Source organism: Pseudomonas persica (genome assembly GCF_900291015.1).
GTDB lineage: Bacteria > Pseudomonadota > Gammaproteobacteria > Pseudomonadales > Pseudomonadaceae > Aquipseudomonas.
Genome location: NZ_OLKL01000033.1, coordinates 101,290 through 118,190, shown reverse-complemented (window position 1 = coordinate 118,190; position 16,901 = coordinate 101,290). Strand labels below are relative to the sequence as shown.

The 16,901-nt window shown below is 64.5% G+C and carries 17 protein-coding genes; 11 read left to right on the top strand and 6 right to left on the bottom strand.

Annotated elements, in window-relative coordinates; translation table 11 throughout:
* Positions 1–131 precede the first annotated feature (131 nt).
* Entirely contained in the window at positions 132–1,025 is an 894-nt protein-coding gene (locus tag FQ664_RS16115) for a bile acid:sodium symporter family protein (RefSeq protein ID WP_144173237.1), read from the bottom strand.
* Positions 1,026–1,209: 184 nt separating this feature from the next.
* Between FQ664_RS16115 and FQ664_RS16110 the strand changes: the two genes are divergently transcribed.
* From FQ664_RS16110 to ku, 10 genes are all read left to right on the top strand, one after another.
* Entirely contained in the window at positions 1,210–2,070 is an 861-nt protein-coding gene (locus FQ664_RS16110; protein ID WP_144173235.1) for a Dyp-type peroxidase, read from the top strand.
* 236 nt (positions 2,071–2,306) lie between these two features.
* The gene (locus tag FQ664_RS16105; protein ID WP_144173233.1) at positions 2,307–2,489 is read left to right on the top strand and encodes a con-10 family general stress protein; all 183 of its coding nucleotides are present in this window, start codon (positions 2,307–2,309) and stop codon (positions 2,487–2,489) included.
* Positions 2,490–2,551: 62 nt separating this feature from the next.
* Positions 2,552–2,746 carry a hypothetical protein gene (locus FQ664_RS16100; RefSeq protein WP_144173231.1) on the top strand — a complete coding sequence of 65 codons (195 nt, stop codon included), beginning with the start codon at positions 2,552–2,554 and terminating at the stop codon, positions 2,744–2,746.
* A gap of 17 nt (positions 2,747–2,763) precedes the next feature.
* The gene (locus FQ664_RS16095; protein ID WP_144173229.1) at positions 2,764–4,095 is read left to right on the top strand and encodes an iron-containing redox enzyme family protein; all 1,332 of its coding nucleotides are present in this window, start codon (positions 2,764–2,766) and stop codon (positions 4,093–4,095) included.
* A complete protein-coding gene (locus tag FQ664_RS16090) occupies positions 4,095–5,048 on the top strand; it encodes a methyltransferase (RefSeq protein WP_144173227.1) in 954 nt (317 codons plus the stop codon). Before FQ664_RS16095 ends, FQ664_RS16090 begins: the two co-directional genes overlap by 1 nt.
* A 12-nt stretch (positions 5,049–5,060) precedes the next feature.
* Entirely contained in the window at positions 5,061–6,167 is a 1,107-nt protein-coding gene (locus FQ664_RS16085) for a carboxylate-amine ligase (protein WP_144173225.1), read from the top strand.
* 56 nt (positions 6,168–6,223) lie between these two features.
* Positions 6,224–6,811, top strand: coding sequence for a 5'-methylthioadenosine/S-adenosylhomocysteine nucleosidase family protein (locus tag FQ664_RS16080; RefSeq protein WP_144173223.1), 588 nt, complete (start codon positions 6,224–6,226; stop codon positions 6,809–6,811).
* A gap of 302 nt (positions 6,812–7,113) precedes the next feature.
* Positions 7,114–7,842: a hypothetical protein gene (locus FQ664_RS27895; protein ID WP_144173221.1), complete on the top strand. Its 729-nt coding sequence runs from the start codon at positions 7,114–7,116 to the stop codon at positions 7,840–7,842.
* Between the two features lie 210 nt (positions 7,843–8,052).
* The gene (locus FQ664_RS16070) at positions 8,053–8,958 is read left to right on the top strand and encodes an SDR family oxidoreductase (protein WP_144173219.1); all 906 of its coding nucleotides are present in this window, start codon (positions 8,053–8,055) and stop codon (positions 8,956–8,958) included.
* A 74-nt stretch (positions 8,959–9,032) separates the two neighbouring features.
* Positions 9,033–9,854, top strand: coding sequence for a non-homologous end joining protein Ku (ku, locus tag FQ664_RS16065; RefSeq protein WP_144173217.1), 822 nt, complete (start codon positions 9,033–9,035; stop codon positions 9,852–9,854).
* On the opposite strand, the gene ligD is transcribed toward ku, so the two are convergent.
* Entirely contained in the window at positions 9,849–12,347 is a 2,499-nt protein-coding gene (gene ligD, locus FQ664_RS16060; protein WP_144173215.1) for a DNA ligase D, read from the bottom strand. The genes ku and ligD overlap by 6 nt on opposite strands.
* A 128-nt stretch (positions 12,348–12,475) precedes the next feature.
* Here ligD and FQ664_RS16055 point away from each other — a divergent pair, with 128 nt between their 5' ends.
* Positions 12,476–12,940, top strand: a complete 465-nt coding sequence (locus FQ664_RS16055) for a phosphotransferase system, HPr-related protein (protein WP_144173213.1) — start codon at positions 12,476–12,478, stop codon at positions 12,938–12,940.
* A gap of 36 nt (positions 12,941–12,976) precedes the next feature.
* On the opposite strand, the gene FQ664_RS16050 is transcribed toward FQ664_RS16055, so the two are convergent.
* Genes FQ664_RS16050 through FQ664_RS16035 form a run of 4 tightly spaced genes read right to left on the bottom strand, consistent with a single transcriptional unit; the run spans position 12,977 to position 16,822 of the window.
* Positions 12,977–13,924 carry a lysylphosphatidylglycerol synthase domain-containing protein gene (locus FQ664_RS16050; RefSeq protein WP_144173211.1) on the bottom strand — a complete coding sequence of 316 codons (948 nt, stop codon included), beginning with the start codon at positions 13,922–13,924 and terminating at the stop codon, positions 12,977–12,979.
* Positions 13,924–15,126 carry a cardiolipin synthase ClsB gene (clsB, locus tag FQ664_RS16045; protein WP_144173209.1) on the bottom strand — a complete coding sequence of 401 codons (1,203 nt, stop codon included), beginning with the start codon at positions 15,124–15,126 and terminating at the stop codon, positions 13,924–13,926. The genes FQ664_RS16050 and clsB overlap by 1 nt, the downstream gene beginning before the upstream one ends.
* Positions 15,123–15,908, bottom strand: coding sequence for an endonuclease/exonuclease/phosphatase family protein (locus FQ664_RS16040; protein WP_144173207.1), 786 nt, complete (start codon positions 15,906–15,908; stop codon positions 15,123–15,125). The genes clsB and FQ664_RS16040 overlap by 4 nt, the downstream gene beginning before the upstream one ends.
* Entirely contained in the window at positions 15,905–16,822 is a 918-nt protein-coding gene (locus FQ664_RS16035; RefSeq protein ID WP_144173205.1) for a DUF72 domain-containing protein, read from the bottom strand. The genes FQ664_RS16040 and FQ664_RS16035 overlap by 4 nt, the downstream gene beginning before the upstream one ends.
* Positions 16,823–16,901: the final 79 nt, after the last annotated feature.

The window sequence follows — 16,901 nt, the reverse complement described above, 5'->3', positions numbered from 1 at the left end:
GAATTCAGTTCTCTATGCGACAGCGCAGACCAAAGGGCTGGGCCATCTCCCACAAGGACAGCGCCAGCCTTCAGCCCTGCACCGTACCTGCGGAAGCTGGCTTGCCGGTGATAGGGCCACAGGCAGCACCTTCAATTTACGGTTTCACCCTTGGGCTGCAGCGCCACATGCCCGCGGCTCACCCACCAGCCAAACCCCGCCGCCGTGAAGAACATGATCAGGCTGTACAGCGCCGCCGGCACTGCCATGGTGGCGTTGTTCAGCAGCGAAGGGCTCAGCGCCAGGGCAATCGCCAAGGTCCCGTTGTGAATGCCGATCTCCATGCCGATGGCAATCGCCTGGCGTCTGGGAATGTTCAGCAGGCGCGGCACCCAATAGCCCACGCCCAGGCTCAGCAGGTTGAACAGCAGCGCGGCCAGCCCCACCACCGGTGCGTACGCAACCACGGTCTGCCAGTCCTTGGCCAGGGCCAGGACGATGGTGAACGCCAGGAACAGCGCGGCCACCAGCTTCATCGGCGTCTCCATGCGTGCGGCGAAAGCGGGTGCGAAGCGGCGAATCAGCATACCCAGCGCCACCGGCAGCAGGACGATGGCGAACACCTGCATCACCTTGGCAAACTGCAGCGGGATGGCCTGGTCCGATGCCATGAACCAGCTCAGCGACAGGTTCACCAACAGTGGCATGGTCAGGATCGCGATCAGCGAGTTGACCGCCGTCAGAGTGATATTCAATGCCACATCGCCATGGGCCAGGTGGCTGAACAGGTTGGCCGTGGTGCCGCCAGGCGAGGCGGCCAGCAGCATCAGCCCCACCGCCAGGGCCGATTCCAGGCCAAAGCCGTTGGCGATCAGGAAGCATACCAGTGGCAGCAGCAGGATCTGGCAAACCAGGCCTACCACTACCGGCTTGGGGTATTTCAACACGCGGGCGAAGTCGGCCAAGGTCAGCGACAAGCCGAGGCCGAGCATGATGATGCCCAGGGCTAGCGGCAGAAAGGCGGTTAGCAGTGGTGAGGCGGTCATGTGCGGTCTCTTGGGCGAAGGATCCCGAGGAGTGTAGGCCGGCCCTGATTGATGGATAATCGCAAAGCGCCAGCGCTTGGTAACGGTTTGTTACCAAACGCAGCGGCTGGTGAGGCTGCATGCCGCGTTGCAGTGGGCCTGCAGGCGCAGTAGCATTCCTGTTTTAACCGAGGATTAGCCTGTCATGCCTTTCCAGCAAGGTCTGCTTGCCACCCCGGTGCCGGCCCACGCCCGTCACCTGTTCTTCACCCTGCAGTCGCCCGAGGCCCTGCCTGCCGCCCTGGACGCTTTGCTGCCTCAGGTCGATGGCGAACAGTTGATCCTGGGTGTCGGTGCACCGCTGGCCAAGGCCCTGGGCCGTGAAGTACCTGGCTTGCGCGCCTTCCCGCAGCTGGATGCCGCCGTGGAGAACCCCAGCACCCAACATGCCCTGTGGTTGTGGCTGCGCGGCAACGAGCGCGGCGACCTGCTACTGCGTGCCCAGGCTCTGGAGCTGGCGCTGGCACCGGCCTTGCGCCTGGCCGACAGCGTCGACGGTTTCCTGCACCGTGGCGGCCATGACCTTACCGGCTATGAAGACGGCACCGAAAACCCGCTGGCCGAAGAGGCCGTGCAGGCGGCCATTGCCGCCGACGGCTCCAGCTTTGCCGCGTTCCAGCTGTGGAAGCACGACCTGGAGTACTTCAAGTCGCTGCCTCAAGCCGATCAGGACAACATCATCGGCCGCCGCCTGAGCGACAACGAAGAACTCGAGGACGCCCCCGAGTCCGCCCATGTCAAGCGTACGGCCCAGGAAAGCTTCGAGCCAGAAGCGTTCATCGTCCGTCGTTCGGTGGCCTGGGCTGACCAACGTGGCGCTGGTCTGGCGTTCGTGGCCCTGGGTCACAGCTTCGAGGCGTTCGAAGTACAGCTGCGGCGCATGAGCGGCCTGGAGGATGGCATCATCGACGGCCTGTACCGCTTCAGCCGGCCATTGACCGGTGGTTATTATTGGTGCCCACCCATGACCGGGGCGGGTGTCGACCTTGGTCTGCTGCAGGCCTGATCGCTAAACATCCAGATACAGAGTTTCATCAGCGCCCGGGCCTTCCAGCCCGGAGCGTGCTCGCTGACCTGTTTCCCACCGCGCAATTGACAGGCGCACCAAATAAGCCGCTGACGCTTATTTAACGCCGCCGGTCCGAACCCCTCGCAATTAACCGAATCCCCTGGCCGGGACGAACTCCGAACCTGTGTACGGCAGCTCGCCGTGCATCCCGCAGTCATATGAGGTTTGAGACCATGGCCAACAAAGAGAACAGCCGTACCGGCAATCAACAAGGCAGCCAGGGTGGTAACAAGAACCCGGGCAACTTCGCCAATGACCGTGACAAGGCTTCCGAAGCCGGGCGCAAGGGCGGCCAGTCCTCGGGCAACAACATGCCGCACGATCGCGAGTCCGGCCGCAAAGGTGGCCGCTCGTAAATGACCGATTCGCAGTGCCGGGTCGACCCGACACTGCGAATCTGCAGGAAGGGGAGTACCCCATGCGACTGACATCTTTCATGCTTCTGTTGGGCTCGCTGACCCTGGTTGGCGGCTGTTTCGACCGCGACAACGACCACCCGGCCAAGGACGCCGACCCCAGCAAACCTTCGCTGCAGATGCAGCAACCTGATGCCACGCCGGCAGCGCAACCTGCGCCCGGTGCCGAGTCCATGCCGGAGAAAACTGGCCAGTAAGTGCACGAGGAGCAGGCATGACGGTGATGAACCGCAACACGCCCAGGAGCGCCCCGGTGCCTAGCGCATCAGGCCACCTGCAACAGCGCTACCAGGCGCTGCTGGCAGGCCAGGATGAAAACACTGCAGCCTGGCTCGACGAGCAGCTGGCAGGTGCTGCAAACCTGCCCGATGACCTGCCCGACACACCGGCGGAGCTGCCAGCCTGGAGCGCGCGGCATGCCGCCCAGGTGGCCGAGGACTACGCAGACTACCTTGCCCGGCGGCGCCAGGGTGCACCACGCCGTTTCTTTGCCAACCGTGCCCATGCGTTGTGGCTCCTGCAACAGGTGGCGCCCACCAAGGCGGTGGACGGCGCCTGGCTGCACGGCACCCTTCAGCATTGGCGCGACCCGCGCTACCACGGGCTGATCCGCACTTGCCTGGAAGAGCTTGGCAATGGTGACCCGCGCTGCAACCACGTGCTGATCTACCAGCGCCTGCTCAGCCGCCTGGGTTGCCTGGAGGCCATGCCGCTGGAAGACCAGCGCTATCTGCAAGGTGCATTGCAACTGGCCCTGGGTCAGCATTGCGATATCTACCTGCCCGAGGTGGTGGGCTATAACCTCGGTTACGAGCAGCCACCGCTGCACCTGCTGATCACCACTTGCGAACTGGCCGAGCTGGGCATCGACGGCCAGTACTTCCAGCTGCATGTGACCATCGACAATGCCGCCAGTGGCCACGCGCACCTGTCGATTCAGGCGCTGCGCCAGCTGAGTGCCGAGCACGATGGGCAGGCGTTCTACGCCCGGGTGCGACGCGGCTATCGCCTGAATGACCTGGGCATCGCCACCCCGGATCTGGTCCGCCAGTTCGACCTGCAGGCCGAACTGTTCGCGGCGCTCGAGCGCAAGCGTGCATACGGCCAGTTCATGCATGGCGACCATTGCCGCCTGCAAAAGCGCACCCTCAACCAATGGCTGGCCGAGCCCGGCGCCATGCCGGCGTTCGTCGCCGCCTTGCAGGCTCAAGGCTGGATCCGCCGTGGTCAGGACCCGCGGCAAAGCCGCTGGTGGACCCTGATCGAAGGGCCGGCTGCGGCCATGTTCGGCGTATTCAACGCCTATGAGAAACAGCTATGGCATGACTGGATTGCCAATGGTTGGCAGGCCCCCATTCGCCGCGTCGCAGCGGGTAGCTGGGGGCAGCCCGAGGCACCGGACGATCGGCCGGCGACAGCCTCAGGCATGCCCCCCGAAGTGCTGATCGAGCGCATGGCCGGTAATCGCCATGCCACCCCCGACGGCTTGTCGGCCACCCGGGCCTTCATCGGTACCACCGGGCTGCTACAGGAGGAACCCCGCTGATGATGCTTGCACCGGAACAGGTCGAGGCCGACCAGGCGCTGCTGCAACTGGGCAAACGCCTGCGCGCGGACGGTTACCGTTTCACCTGCGTCACGCCTGCTACCCACCGCCGGGTCAACGCCCGCGAAGGCACTGAACAGGCCAGGACACTTCGCGACGTGTTCGGCTGGAGCCGCCCCTTTGCACCGTCGCTGCTCTCGGCCGACGAATTGCAGGAGCTTGAAGGTGCGCAGGTGCTGGTGCCGCAGGGAGAACTGCTGGCCAGCAGGGTACGCTGGTCGAGCCTGGACGACCTGTTGCTGGTGCATTCGGCGTTCCCCACTGACGCTGGTGATGCGGTGTTCTTCGGCCCTGACAGCTACCGTTTTGCCCAGGTCATCCACGACCACCTGCAACATAGCCTCACCCGGATCGAGCATGCGGTCGATGTTGGCTGTGGCAGCGGCGTGGGTGCATTGTTGATCGCCCGGGCTGCGCAGCATGCACAGGTCAGCGCAGTGGACATCAACCCGATGGCGCTACGCTACACCGCGATCAATGCGGCCCTGGCGGGGGTAAGCAACGTTTCCGTCGAGCCCAGCGACCTTCTGCACGGCATCACCGGCAGGTTCGACCTGATCGTCGCCAACCCGCCCTACATGCTCGATCGCAATGCGCGCACCTATCGCCACGGCGGCGGCACGCTGGGCGCCGAACTGTCCTTGCGCATCGTCGAGCAGGCCCGTGAGCGCCTGGGCCGGGGCGGCACCTTGCTGCTGTATACCGGCGTGGCCATCGTCGAAGGCCGTGATGCCTTGCTCGAAGCCATCCGCCTGCGCCTGGCGGGGCCGGAATGGTCCTGGGTGTATCGGGAAATCGACCCGGATGTGTTTGGCGAACAACTTGCCGAACCCGGCTACGAGCAGGTCGAGCGTATCGCCGCCGTGGTGCTCACAGTCACCCGCAATAGCTGAGGCTGAGGCGCCATGGCCCGACCCTGCACGTTCGGCATCGAGGAAGAATACCTGCTGGTGAAACTGGGCACAGGGCAGGTGCCGGCCACACCTTCGCCAGCCGTGATCGGGCGTTGTCGGGAGGTGTTGGGCCAGCATTTTGCCCAGGAAATGTTCCGCAGCCAGATCGAAGTGGCCTCGCCGGTGTTCACCAACCTGTGCGAGGCACGCGAGTTCTTCCAGCACAGCCGCCAGCGACTGCGCACAACGCTGGCCGAAGAGGGCATGGGCCTGTACGGTGCGGCAAGCCACCCCAATGCCGCCTGGCTGCGGCAGAAACCTGCTGCCCCGGCGCATTACCGGCAACTGTTCGCTGACTACCGGCATGTGGCGCGGCGCAGCCTGCTCAACGGCCTGCATGTACACGTGGGCGTGCCGCCAGGCTGCGACCGCATGCAACTGATCAACCGCGTACTGGGCTGGCGGCCCTTGTTACTGGTGCTGAGTACATCATCCCCGCTGTGGGCGGGCCAGCGTACCGGCTACATGAGCTACCGGCGGGGGATTTGCGGGGAATGGCCGCACATGGGGTTGCCCGAGCCTTTGCCGGACTGGGCCGGCTACGAGCGCTACCGCGCTTTGTTGCAACGTACCGGTTCGCTGGCCGCGGATGGCGATTTCTGGTGGGCGATCCGTCCTTCGCGGCGCTTCCCGACGGTCGAACTGCGCATCTGCGACGGTTGTCCGCAACTGGAGGATGCGCTGTGCATCGCGGCTCTGTTTCGCCACCTGGTCGAGCACAGCATCATGCCCCGGCATGAGTCGGCGCCCAGTAACCGTGAGCTGCACTGGATCGCCCAGGAAAACTACTGGCGCGCCATGCGCCACGGGCGCCAGGGTGAGTTCATTGGCCTGCATGAGCAACAGCCGGTTACGGCCGAAGGTTGGTTGGCCCAGTTGCAGGAGCAGGTGCCGATCGACACCGCCGACGCCGAACGCGCCTTCCACCATGCGCAACGCTTGCTGCGTGACGGCACTCATGCCGACCAGCAATTGCGATGCCTGGCCCAGGCCAGCGCTGCCAGCCTGGGCAGGGCGCAGGCGTTGCAGGCCGTGGTGGCCGCGGGGGCTTGCAATTAGCCGGGGTTGGCCGAAAATGGCCGCGCCTTTCGCAGCCACTTGGAACCACCTGCGCCATGATGCTGATCAAGCAATTCCCCGACATTTCCCTGGACGACACGTTGTTTGTCTTCGCCCTCGAAGCCGAGGCCGGCGATGTATTCGCTGACGTCAACACCGTGTTCACCGGCATCGGCAAGGTCAATGCCGCCATCGCTCTGACCAAGGCAATTGCCGCGCGCCGGCCCAGGCTGATCGTCAACCTCGGCTCGGCCGGTAGCCAGCGTCATGGCAAAGGCGAGGTGGTGTGCTGCACCCGCTTCGTGCAGCGCGACATGGACGTGACTCCGCTCGGCTTCGCCCGCTACCAGACGCCTTTGTCGGATATCCCGGTGGTGCTGGAGCATGCAACGCAGATCCCCGGCCTGGCCCTGGAAACCTGCGGCAGTGGCGATAGCTTCGAGATCAATCATGGCGATGCGCCTTATGACGTGGTCGACATGGAAGCCTACGTGCTGGCGCTGATCGCCCGTAGCGAAGGTATCCCGTTCGTGTGCCTGAAGTACATTTCCGATGATGCCGGCAGTGACGCGGCGCAGGACTGGGCGGTGCAGGTACACCTGGCGGCCGAGGCTTTCAGGCGGGTGTTGTTCAGCCAGGTGTAACCGCTGCGCGGTGGCAGGACCAGCTGAAGCAACCATCGCTGGTGTAAGCCCTGAAACGTAGCTCGGTTCTGATATTCGGTCTTTGGAACTCAGGCAGACAGTACTAGTCTTAATATGTGGGAATATTTCCCACGCAACGATGCTGACTGGCGCTGAAGGATCGTGCGAAAACCGAAGCTGCTCGTTAATACTGCAGATCTATGGCCGCGCCGGTTGGCTGTCCGCTCCATGGGCGGTTGCGAACTCATTGGTCATTGCGTTCGATACGGAGATGACGACGCAACTCCAAGCGGAGGTGCATCATGTTGCTCAAGAAATGTTTGTTGGCACTGGCAATTGGTGGAGTCCTGTCGGCATCGACCGTCCTGGTGCCCGACTACATCGGTAGTTTCTCCAGCGTGTATGCCAAAGACGGTGGCAGCGGTGGCAGCGGTGGTGGCGGTGGCTCTGGAGGCGGTGGTGGTCACGGTGGCGGCAGCGGTGGCTCTGGAGGCGGTGGTGGTCACGGTGGCGGCAGCGGCGGCTCCGGGGGTGGTGGTCACGGTGGCTCAGGAGGCGGTAGTGGCCACGGTGGTGATGGCGGTGGCAGTCATGGCGGCCCGGGGGGCGGCGATGCTGACCATGGTGGCATGGCCGGGAGAGGCCCAGGCAATGCGCATGACAACGATAACGATAACGATGCAGCAGATGCCGCCAGGGACGCAGCCCGAAACGATGCTGATGCAGCCAGAGACGCTGCCCGGGCCGAGGCAGATGCAGCCCGAGACACTGCCAGAGCTGAAGCGGATGCAGCCCGCGACGCTGCGAAAGCTGCTGGCCTAGCCGGTGCAGATGAAGCCAGAGACGCGGCCAGGGCCGCGGCAGATGCCGCCCGGGACGCCGCCAGAAACCAAGCTGATGCAGCCAGAGATGCTGCCAGGGCTGTTGCTGATGCCGCCCGGGACGCTGCCAGGGCGGATGTGGACGATGCGCCAGATGCGCCAGATGCACCCGACGCGCCAGATGTCGACGCGGTTGAGGTACGGAACTAGTCCTTTCAGGGACGTATCGACCGCTGGTCGGTGTTTGGGCCAGCCGGAAAAAACCATCGATGGCGGTTTACCTCGAAAACGGTAGAGCGGCCTTCGCGGGCTTGCCCGCTCCCACAGGATTACCACCGGTTTCAAGACCTGTGGTGTACCTGAGGGAGCGGGCAAGCCCGCGAATGGGCCAATACCGGTTTTACCAGAGGAGTGGCCCCCATGCCCAGCAAACCCCATGACCAGTTCAGCATGCAGAACCCGCTGACCCAGTACCCGCACCCGCCGTTCCCGGCCCAAGGGCAGCCAGCACCGGGGCTGGATGCCAACATGCAGCCCGAGCCAGACCACGGCGAAACCACCTACAAGGGCTTTGGCCGCCTGGCAGGGCGCAAGGCGCTGATCACCGGCGCGGACTCGGGCATCGGCCGGGCCGTGGCCATCGCCTTTGCCCGCGAGGGTGCCGACATTGCCCTCAACTACCTGCCCATCGAACAACCCGACGCCCGCGAAGTGATCAAGCTGGTCGAAGCTGAAGGCCGCAAGGTGGTGGCCCTTGCCGGTGACCTGAAGGATGATCAGTTCTGCAAGGAACTGGTCGACCAGGCCCACGAGCAGCTCGGCGGCCTGGACATCCTGGTCAACATCGCCGGCAAGCAGGAAGCGCGCAAGGACATCAGCCAGGTCAGCCACGAGCAGTTCGACCACACCCTGAAAACCAACGTCTACGCGCTGTTCTGGCTGTGCCAGGCGGCCGTGCCGCTGATGCCGGCGGGGGCGACCATCATCAACACCGCCTCGATCCAGTCCTACCAGCCTTCGGCCACCTTGCTCGACTATGCCACCACCAAGGCCGCCATCGTCGCCTTTACCAAGGCCTTGGCCAGGCAGGTGATCGAGCGCGGTATCCGGGTCAATGCCGTGGCCCCGGGGCCCATCTGGACCGTGCTGCAGCCCAGTGGTGGCCAACCCCCGGAGAAAATCCCTGACTTCGGCGCGCATACGCCCATGAAGCGCCCTGGGCAGCCCGCCGAATGTGCGCCGGTGTATGTGTTGCTGGCCAGTCAGGAGTCCAGCTACATCACCGGTGAGGTGTTCGGCGTGACGGGCGGCAACCCGCTGCCATAGGGCGGGGCGGCTAAACCTTCGCTGCCCATTGCAGTCGATTCAGATATTGGCAGGCAACCCTGGGAGCACCGCTCATGGCTCGGGCAATCTGGAAAGGCGCCATCAGTTTCGGCCTCGTGCACATCCCCGTGGCCCTCAATACCGCGGTGCGCACCGAACGGGTCGATTTCGACTGGCTCGACAAGCGCAGCATGGAGCCGGTGGGCTACAAGCGGGTGAACAAGGTCACCGGCAAGGAAATCGACAAGGACAACATCGTCAAGGGCGTGGAGCTCGAGAAGGGCCGCTACGTGGTGATCAGCGAGGAGGAAATCCGCAAGGCCCGGCCCGAGGCGACCCAGACGATCGATATCTTTTCCTTCGTCGACGCCGGCGAGATCCCGCTGCAGCACTTCGACACGCCGTATTACCTTACCCCCGACCGCCGTGGCGGCAAGGTGTACGCCTTGCTGCGCGAAACCCTGGCCAAGACTGCCAAGGTGGCGCTGGCCACGGTGGTACTGCACACCCGCCAGCACCTGGCGCTATTGCGACCGCTGGACGACGCACTGGTGATGATCACCCTGCGCTGGCCCGAAGAAGTGCGCGGGCTGGAAACGCTGGAGCTGGACAGCAGCGTGACCGAGGCCAAGGTGGACAAGCGCGAACTGGACATGGCCAAGCGCTTGGTGGAAGACATGAGCGGGCCCTGGAAGCCTGCGGATTACCAGGATGCCTTCCGCCAGACCATCATGGACCTGGTGGAAGAGAAAGCCAGCAAGGGCAAGATCAGTACGGTGGAGAAGGGCGACCGTGCAGAAGCAGAGAAGGGGGCGGATATCATCGACCTTACCGAACTGCTCAAGCGCAGCCTGGGTGGCAAGAAGCCGGCGAAGAAGACGCGCAAGGCGTCATGATTCCACCAGCCCCAGCTGCTTGCGCATGCGTACGGTGATCGATTGCCTTGTCTTGCCATAATCGGCCCAGGGGTCGTCCACATTGCCCAGGCGTTCAAGCACGTTGCCGATGTTCCACTGGTTGGCGCCCTTGAGTTGTGGCAGTTCCTCGCGCCAGATCGGCACGGATACCGGCAGGCCTTCACGGGCGCGCAGGGTGTACGCGCAGGCGGTGGTCGCGCCTTTGCCGTTGCGCAGGTAGTCGATGAAGATGCGCCCGACCCGGTTGCTGGGACCGGACACGGCACTGAGCCGGTCGGGGAACAGCCTGGCCAGGTAGTCGACGATGGCGTGGCTGAACGCCTTGACCTCGTCCCAGCTGGCCCGCCGGGTCAGCGGCACGACCAGGTGCATGCCTTTGCCGCCGCTGGTCTTGAGAAACACTTTCAAGCCCAGTTCATCCAGCAGCGTCAGCGTCAGTTGGGTGGCTTCGAGCATGGCCTTCCACGGCAGAGCCGGGTCCGGGTCGAGGTCGAGGACGAAGCGGTCGGGCTTGTCGAAGTCCTTGTCGGTGGCGTTCCAGGTGTGCAGTTCGAGCATGTTCATCTGCACCGCAGCCAGCAGGGTGTCGGCGCGGTTGATGACCATCGCTGCCTGGCCGGCCTCGCCCTTGGCGTAGCTGAGCACCTTGGGTAGATGCAGTAGGCCGGCGTTCTTCTGGAAGAACAGCTCGCCGGCGAGGCCGTCCGGCGCGCGCACCAGCGCCACCGGGCGGTGCTTGAGCTGGGGCAGTATCCACTGGCTGACGGCGGCGTAGTACTCGGCGACCTCGCGCTTGGTAACGCCGCTGGTGGCGTCGATCACCCGCTCGGGGTGGGTCAGGCGCAGCTCACCCAAGGCCTGCGGGGCCTTGGCCTGCTTGCGCTTGGGCAGGGTCTTGGCAGGCATGCTGCGCTCCAGGTCGATGGTGGTTGCCGGTTTGTCGTCGCGCAGGCCGTGGAACACCGCGTGGCGCACAATGCCGTCACGGGTCATCTGGGCATAGGCGACTTCGGCCAGCAGTTGCGGTTTCAGCCAGTGCACGCCACGGGCTTCGGCCCCGCTGGGGGGCTTGGGCAGGGCTGGCCTGGTGATTGTCAACGGTTGGAGCCGGGCATGGATGCTGGCCAGGGTGGTGGCACTGAAGCCGGTGCCGACCTTGCCGGCATAGCGCAACTCGCCGCTGTCGTTATCGTGCAAGGCCAGCAGCAGGGCGCCGAAACCGCTGCGGCTGCCTTTGGGGTCGGAATAGCCGACGACCACGAACTCCTGGCGTTGCTTGCACTTGAGCTTGATCCAGTCGGGGCTGCGGCGGCCGCTATAGGGGCTGTCGACGCGCTTGCCGATCAGGCCTTCGAGTTGCAGCCGGCAGGCACTGTCGAGCAGGGACTCGACGGGCTGAGCAAAGTCGGCGGAATACTTCAGTACGTTCGATCCATTGTGTTCAAGCAAGCGCTGCAGGGTGCTGCGACGATCCTGCAGTGGTAACTGGCGCAGGTCCTGGCCACCGAGGAAGGGCAGGTCGAACAGGTAATAGGTAATGCACTCGTCATGCTCGGTATCGAAAGCGTTCTGCAGCGCCTGGAAGTCCGCCGCGCCGTCTTCGCCGGCCACCACCACCTCGCCATCGAGCCAGCCCGCATCGATGCCTAGCGCACGCAAGGCGGCAACCTGCCTGGGCATCCTGGCGCTCCAGTCATGGCCATTGCGGGTGAACAGGCGGACCTCATCACCGTCGATGCGAGCCAGGATGCGATAACCGTCGAACTTGACCTCGTAGCGCCAGTCGCCGCTGGGCGGGTAGTCGACCAGGGTCGCCAATTGTGGCTGCAGTTGCGCTGGCAACGGCACCTTCCGGCCTTTGCTGGCGGGTTTGCGACGCGGTGCGGCGGCTTTTTTTGCTGCCGGTTTGCGCGGCACCAGCGTGCGGTCGCTGAGCACGCTGTCGGGCTGGGCCTCGACGATGCTGTAGTCGGCTTCGCTACGCGCCTGGCCATCGTGCGACTTGACCAGCATCCACTGTTCCTTCTTGCCGGCCAGGTGGGTGCGGAACAGGTTCCACACACCGCCGAGCTTTTCGCCTTGCAGGCGAAAACGCAATTTGCCCTTGGCATAGGCCTCACGTGCATCGCCTTCGGGCTCCCAGATGCCCCGGTCCCAGACGATAACGTCGCCTGCGCCGTAATGGCCTTCGGGGATATGGCCTTCGAAGTCGGCGTAGTCCAGCGGGTGGTCCTCGACCTGCACGGCCAGGCGGCGCACCTTGGGGTCCAGCGACGGCCCTTTGGGGATGGCCCAGCTTTTCAGCGTGCCATCAAGTTCCAGGCGGAAGTCGTAGTGCAAGTGGCTGGCGTCGTGCTTCTGGATGCAGAACTGCAGCGCGTGAGCCCGCTTGCCACGGCGGCGCTTGCCGCTGGGCTCGGGCGTGGCATTGAAGTCGCGCTTGCGCGCATATTCCTGCAGGGGCTTGGCCATGGTGGGCTCCGGGCGGTTCTCTGTCTCTAAGCTGGGAGGCAGCGCCCCGGGCGGTAGTTCAAAAAAACTCTGAATCTTCAGGGAGCAGGCGCAGTCGACCGAATGAAGCCACCTGACGGAGAACGCACATGGCCCGAACAGATGAACCGAAGCCCTATACCCCCCGCGAAATCGACGACATCGAAGACCGCATGGGCAGCGTGCATGAACTGGACTTCGACGAGCGCCTGGATCAGCGCGCGGGGCGTGCGGGTGACGAGCGACCGGCTGCGGACGTGGCCCGCGAGTTTCCGCCCCGGCGCGTAGCCGAAAGCGGCATGACCGGCGGCGAGGCGTTGAGCGACAGCCTGCACGAGGACAACGTCACCTACGATGACCTGAGCCCCGACACCTTGCTGGATGAAACCGGCGCCCGCGACCGGCACGAACCGGGCGGCAACGGCGGCCCGGCAGACAAGACCCTGCGGCGGGTGGAGGCCCGTGAAATCGGCGGCGGCATAGGCCTGGATGAAGCCGAACTGGCCCGTTCTGCGCCGCTGGATGGCGAACCGTGGGCCGATGATGTGATTGATGACGAGGAGAGCAAGCCATGAACGAGCAGCATCGCCGGCAAGCCAGGGCGATTAGGTCTAGGCGCGCTTGTCGCGCCGGCGCATGGCCTTGGCGCGTTTCTCCAGGATCAGGTAGGTAAGCACCGCCAACAACAGCGGCACCAGGTAGTACAGCGTGCGGTAGCCCAGCAGGGCCGCCACCAGCGTGCCCTGGGCAAGCTGCCCGTGCAGCAGGGCCAGGAACACCGTTTCCAGCACACCCAACCCGGCCGGGATATGCGCGACCACACCGGCCACGCAGCTGATCAGCAGGATGCCAAGAATCGACGGGTAGAAGACTTCGCCAGGCAGTAACCAGAAGATCAGCAGTGCCATCAGCGCCCAGTTGCTGGCACCCAGCACAACCTGGCACAGCGCCAGGCGCAGCGACGGCAGCGTTACCTCATGGTCGCGCCAGCGCCAGGTGCGCTTTTTGGCGAAACCACAGGCCAGCAGGTAGCCTGTGGCAATCGCCAGCAACACCAGGCCGATCAGTTGCAGGCCGCTGGCGCCGACCGCCCAGTTGGCCGGCAACTCGACCAGGCGCAGGGCGAATACCGTGCCAGCCAGCAGCATGTAGCCCATCCAGTTGGTCAGCAGGCCCAGGGTGAGGATGCGCGTGATGGTTGCCGTGTCCAGGCCCAGGCGGCTGTACAGCCGGTAGCGCAGGGCAACACCACCCACCCAGGTGGTGAAGTTGAGGTTGAAGGCGTAGCACACGAAGGCGACGGGCAAAACCTGGCGAGCCGGCAGGTGGTGGCCGGTATAGGCCCGGGCCAGCAGATCGTAACTGGCGAAGGTCAGGTAACTGCACCCGGCCAGCGCCAGGCCGATGGCCAGGGTGCCGGGCTTGTAGGCCAGCAACGACTGGTGCACCTCGTTCCAGTCCAGGTTGCGCGCCAGCAGGTACAGCAGCGCCGGGACCAGGATCAGGAACGCCAGGGTGAACAGCCGTTTGCCCCAGGTTTGCCAGTGTTTTCGCGCCATCAGGTCTTGCCCTCGTGATAGTCACCCTGTGCCTCGGTATCCGGCTGTACCGAGCGCAAGCGCTGGCGGTGCGCCGGGAACCAGCCGGCAATCTGCGGGAAATGGCGGATCACGTGGAAACACACGAAGATCAGCGGCGCCCGCCACCAGTAGCCACGGACCATGCGCTCCAGGGTGACCGGTTTGCATTGTTCGTTGGCCAGCGCCTGCAGGTGCTGGTTGAGCTGGTGATTGAAGGCGCGATCACGGATGAACAGGTTGGCTTCCAGGTTGAATGACAGGCTCAACGGGTCCAGGTTGCTGGAGCCGACGGTGGCCCACTGGTCGTCCACCAACGCCACCTTGCCGTGCAACGGCCGCTGGCAGTACTCGTGAATGGCCACACCGTCGCGCAGCAGGTAGTTGTACAGCAGCCGCGACAGCGCCCGTACCCAGCGCATGTCCGGCTGACCCTGCAGGATCAGTTGCACCGCCACGCCACGCCGGGACGCATTGCGCAGTTCACGCATCAGTCGGTAGCCCGGGAAGAAATAGGCGTTGGCCACCACGATGCGTTGCCGGGCACTGCGAAACGCCTGCAGGTAATGGGCCTCGATCTCGGTACTGCGCAGCCCGTTGTCGCGCTCGACCAGCACGGCGCTGCAGGCCCCGGCCGGCTCGGTCAGCGGGCGTACCGCGCTGGGCGGCTGCAGCACCGGCGACATCAGGCGTTTGCTGGCGGCATGCACCTGCGCCACCACCGGGCCGACGACTTCGACGGCATAGTCCTGTTTGGCCATGGCACCAAAGTCACCCAGGTGGTCGGCGCTGTAGTTGATGCCGCCGATGAATGCCCGCTCACCGTCGACCACCACGATCTTGCGGTGCAGGCGGCGGAACAGGTTGGTGCGCATGCCCACCAGCCGCGGTTGCGGGTCGAAGGCGTGGAAACTGACCCCGGCATCGGTCATGGCGGCAATGAACGGCGCCGGCAGGTCGGCCGTGCCGTAGCCATCCACCGCCACTTCGACGCGCACGCCGCGCTGGGCGGCATCGATCAGTACCTGCTGCAACTGCTGGCCGACCTTGTCATCGAAAATGATGAAGGTCTCCAGCAGGATTTCCTCCCGTGCCTGGGCCATGGCCTCGAACACGCGGGGGTAGTATTGCTCGCCATTGATCAGCAACTGCACGCTGTTGCCGTCTACCCAAGGTCGGTTCACAGGTTGATCTCCGCAGCCAAAGGGGCGTGGTCGGAAAGGTGCGACCACGGGTATTTCGACAGCACCTGGGCAGCACCGGGCATGGCGTTGCGCAGGTAGATGCGGTCCAGGCGCAACAGCGGCAAACGCGCCGGAAAACTACGCGCCGGGGTGCCGAAATGCTCGCCGAAGGCTTCTACCAGGTGTTCGCACAGCACCGCATCGGCTTTCAGCCGCCAATCGTTGAAGTCGCCGGCAACAATCACCGGTGCCTTGGGCGGCAGGCTGTCGAGCAGGTCCAGCAGCAGCCTCACCTGGCGTTGCCGGTGGGCTTCGCGCAGGCCCAGGTGCACGCATACCGCATGCACCTGGTCATGGCCTGGCACCTCCAGCTGGCAATGCAGCAGGCCGCGCTGTTCGTTGCCCAGCACTGAGACGTCCAGGTTGTCGAAGCGGCTGATGGGGAATTTCGACAGCAGGGCGTTGCCGTGGTCTCCATGGGGGTACACGGCATTGCGGCCGTAGGCGAACTGCGGCCACATGCTGTCGGCCAGGAACTCGTACTGCGGCGTTTCCGGCCAGGCCGGGTGGCGCTGGGCATGTTGCTGGTGGCTGCCGTGCACCTCCTGCAAGAACACCAGGTCGGCGCCAGTGGCGCGCACGGCTTCGCGCAGTTCGGGCAGGATGAAGCGCCGGTTGAACAAGGTGAAGCCCTTGTGCACGTTCAGCGTCAGCACATTCAGCCGGCGCACGGCGGTGACCTTGTCGATGATGCAGTGCTGGGCGGGCAGGGTCCTGTTCACAGGGCCACCTCCGGCACCACGCCAGGTTCGGTCATCAGCTCGTGGTCCAGCGACAGCTTCTGCAACAGGCGCCGGGCGTCATACGGCGCATGAACCTTCTGGTCATTGTCGAAATAGCAGTAGACGTCACGGGTTGCCCGCCGTGGTGGTGGCCCCGGCACGATCAGCTGGGCATCGTCGGCCTGACGGCCCTGGCTCCAGTGCTGGATACGCTGCTGCCAGCGCCGCAGCGCCTTCGCGGTATAGCCACTGCTGTACAGCTCCACGTCGCCATGCAGGCGCATGTACACGAAGTCGGCGGTAAGGTCCTCGACATAAGGCCATTTCCCGGCGCTGTCAGCCACCACCAGCGCTACACGGTGCTTGCGCAGCAGTTTGATGAAGGCTTTGCACAAAAAACTTTCATTGCGGATTTCCACGGCGTGGCGCAGCCGTGCGTTGCCCTTGATATCGGTGCTGCCGTTGCCCCTCAGGCGTTGCGCACACCCCTGTGCGCATTCGCGGGCAGCCTTGCGGCTGTGCGGCAGCAGTTCGAGAAAACGGGCGAAGCGGGCCTCGTCGAACTTCATGTTCGGTGGAAACTGCCACAAGAATGGCCCCAGCTTCTTGCCGAGCAGCAGCGGCCCGGAGGCGAAGAAATTGGCCACGGGTTCTTCGATGTCTTTGAGCCGGCGCACATGGGTGATGTAACGCGGAGCTTTTACCGCGAACACGAAGCCATGCGGCGTGTCGTCACGCCAGCCCTGGTAGCGTTCGGGCGTTTGCAGGCTGTAGAACGAACCGTTGATTTCGATGCTGTTGACCGCCCGCGAAGCGAACGCCAGTTCGTCGTCCTGGGGCAGGCCTTTCGGGTAGAAATCCTTGCGCCAGGGGCCGTAGCGCCAGCCGGAGATGCCTATGCGGATATCGCTCACGCTGCCTTCCTCATTGCCGGTCCTTGTTCGGTCACTCTGAAGGTGCGACTGGTGAAGCGCGGCAGGGTTCAGCACGGTT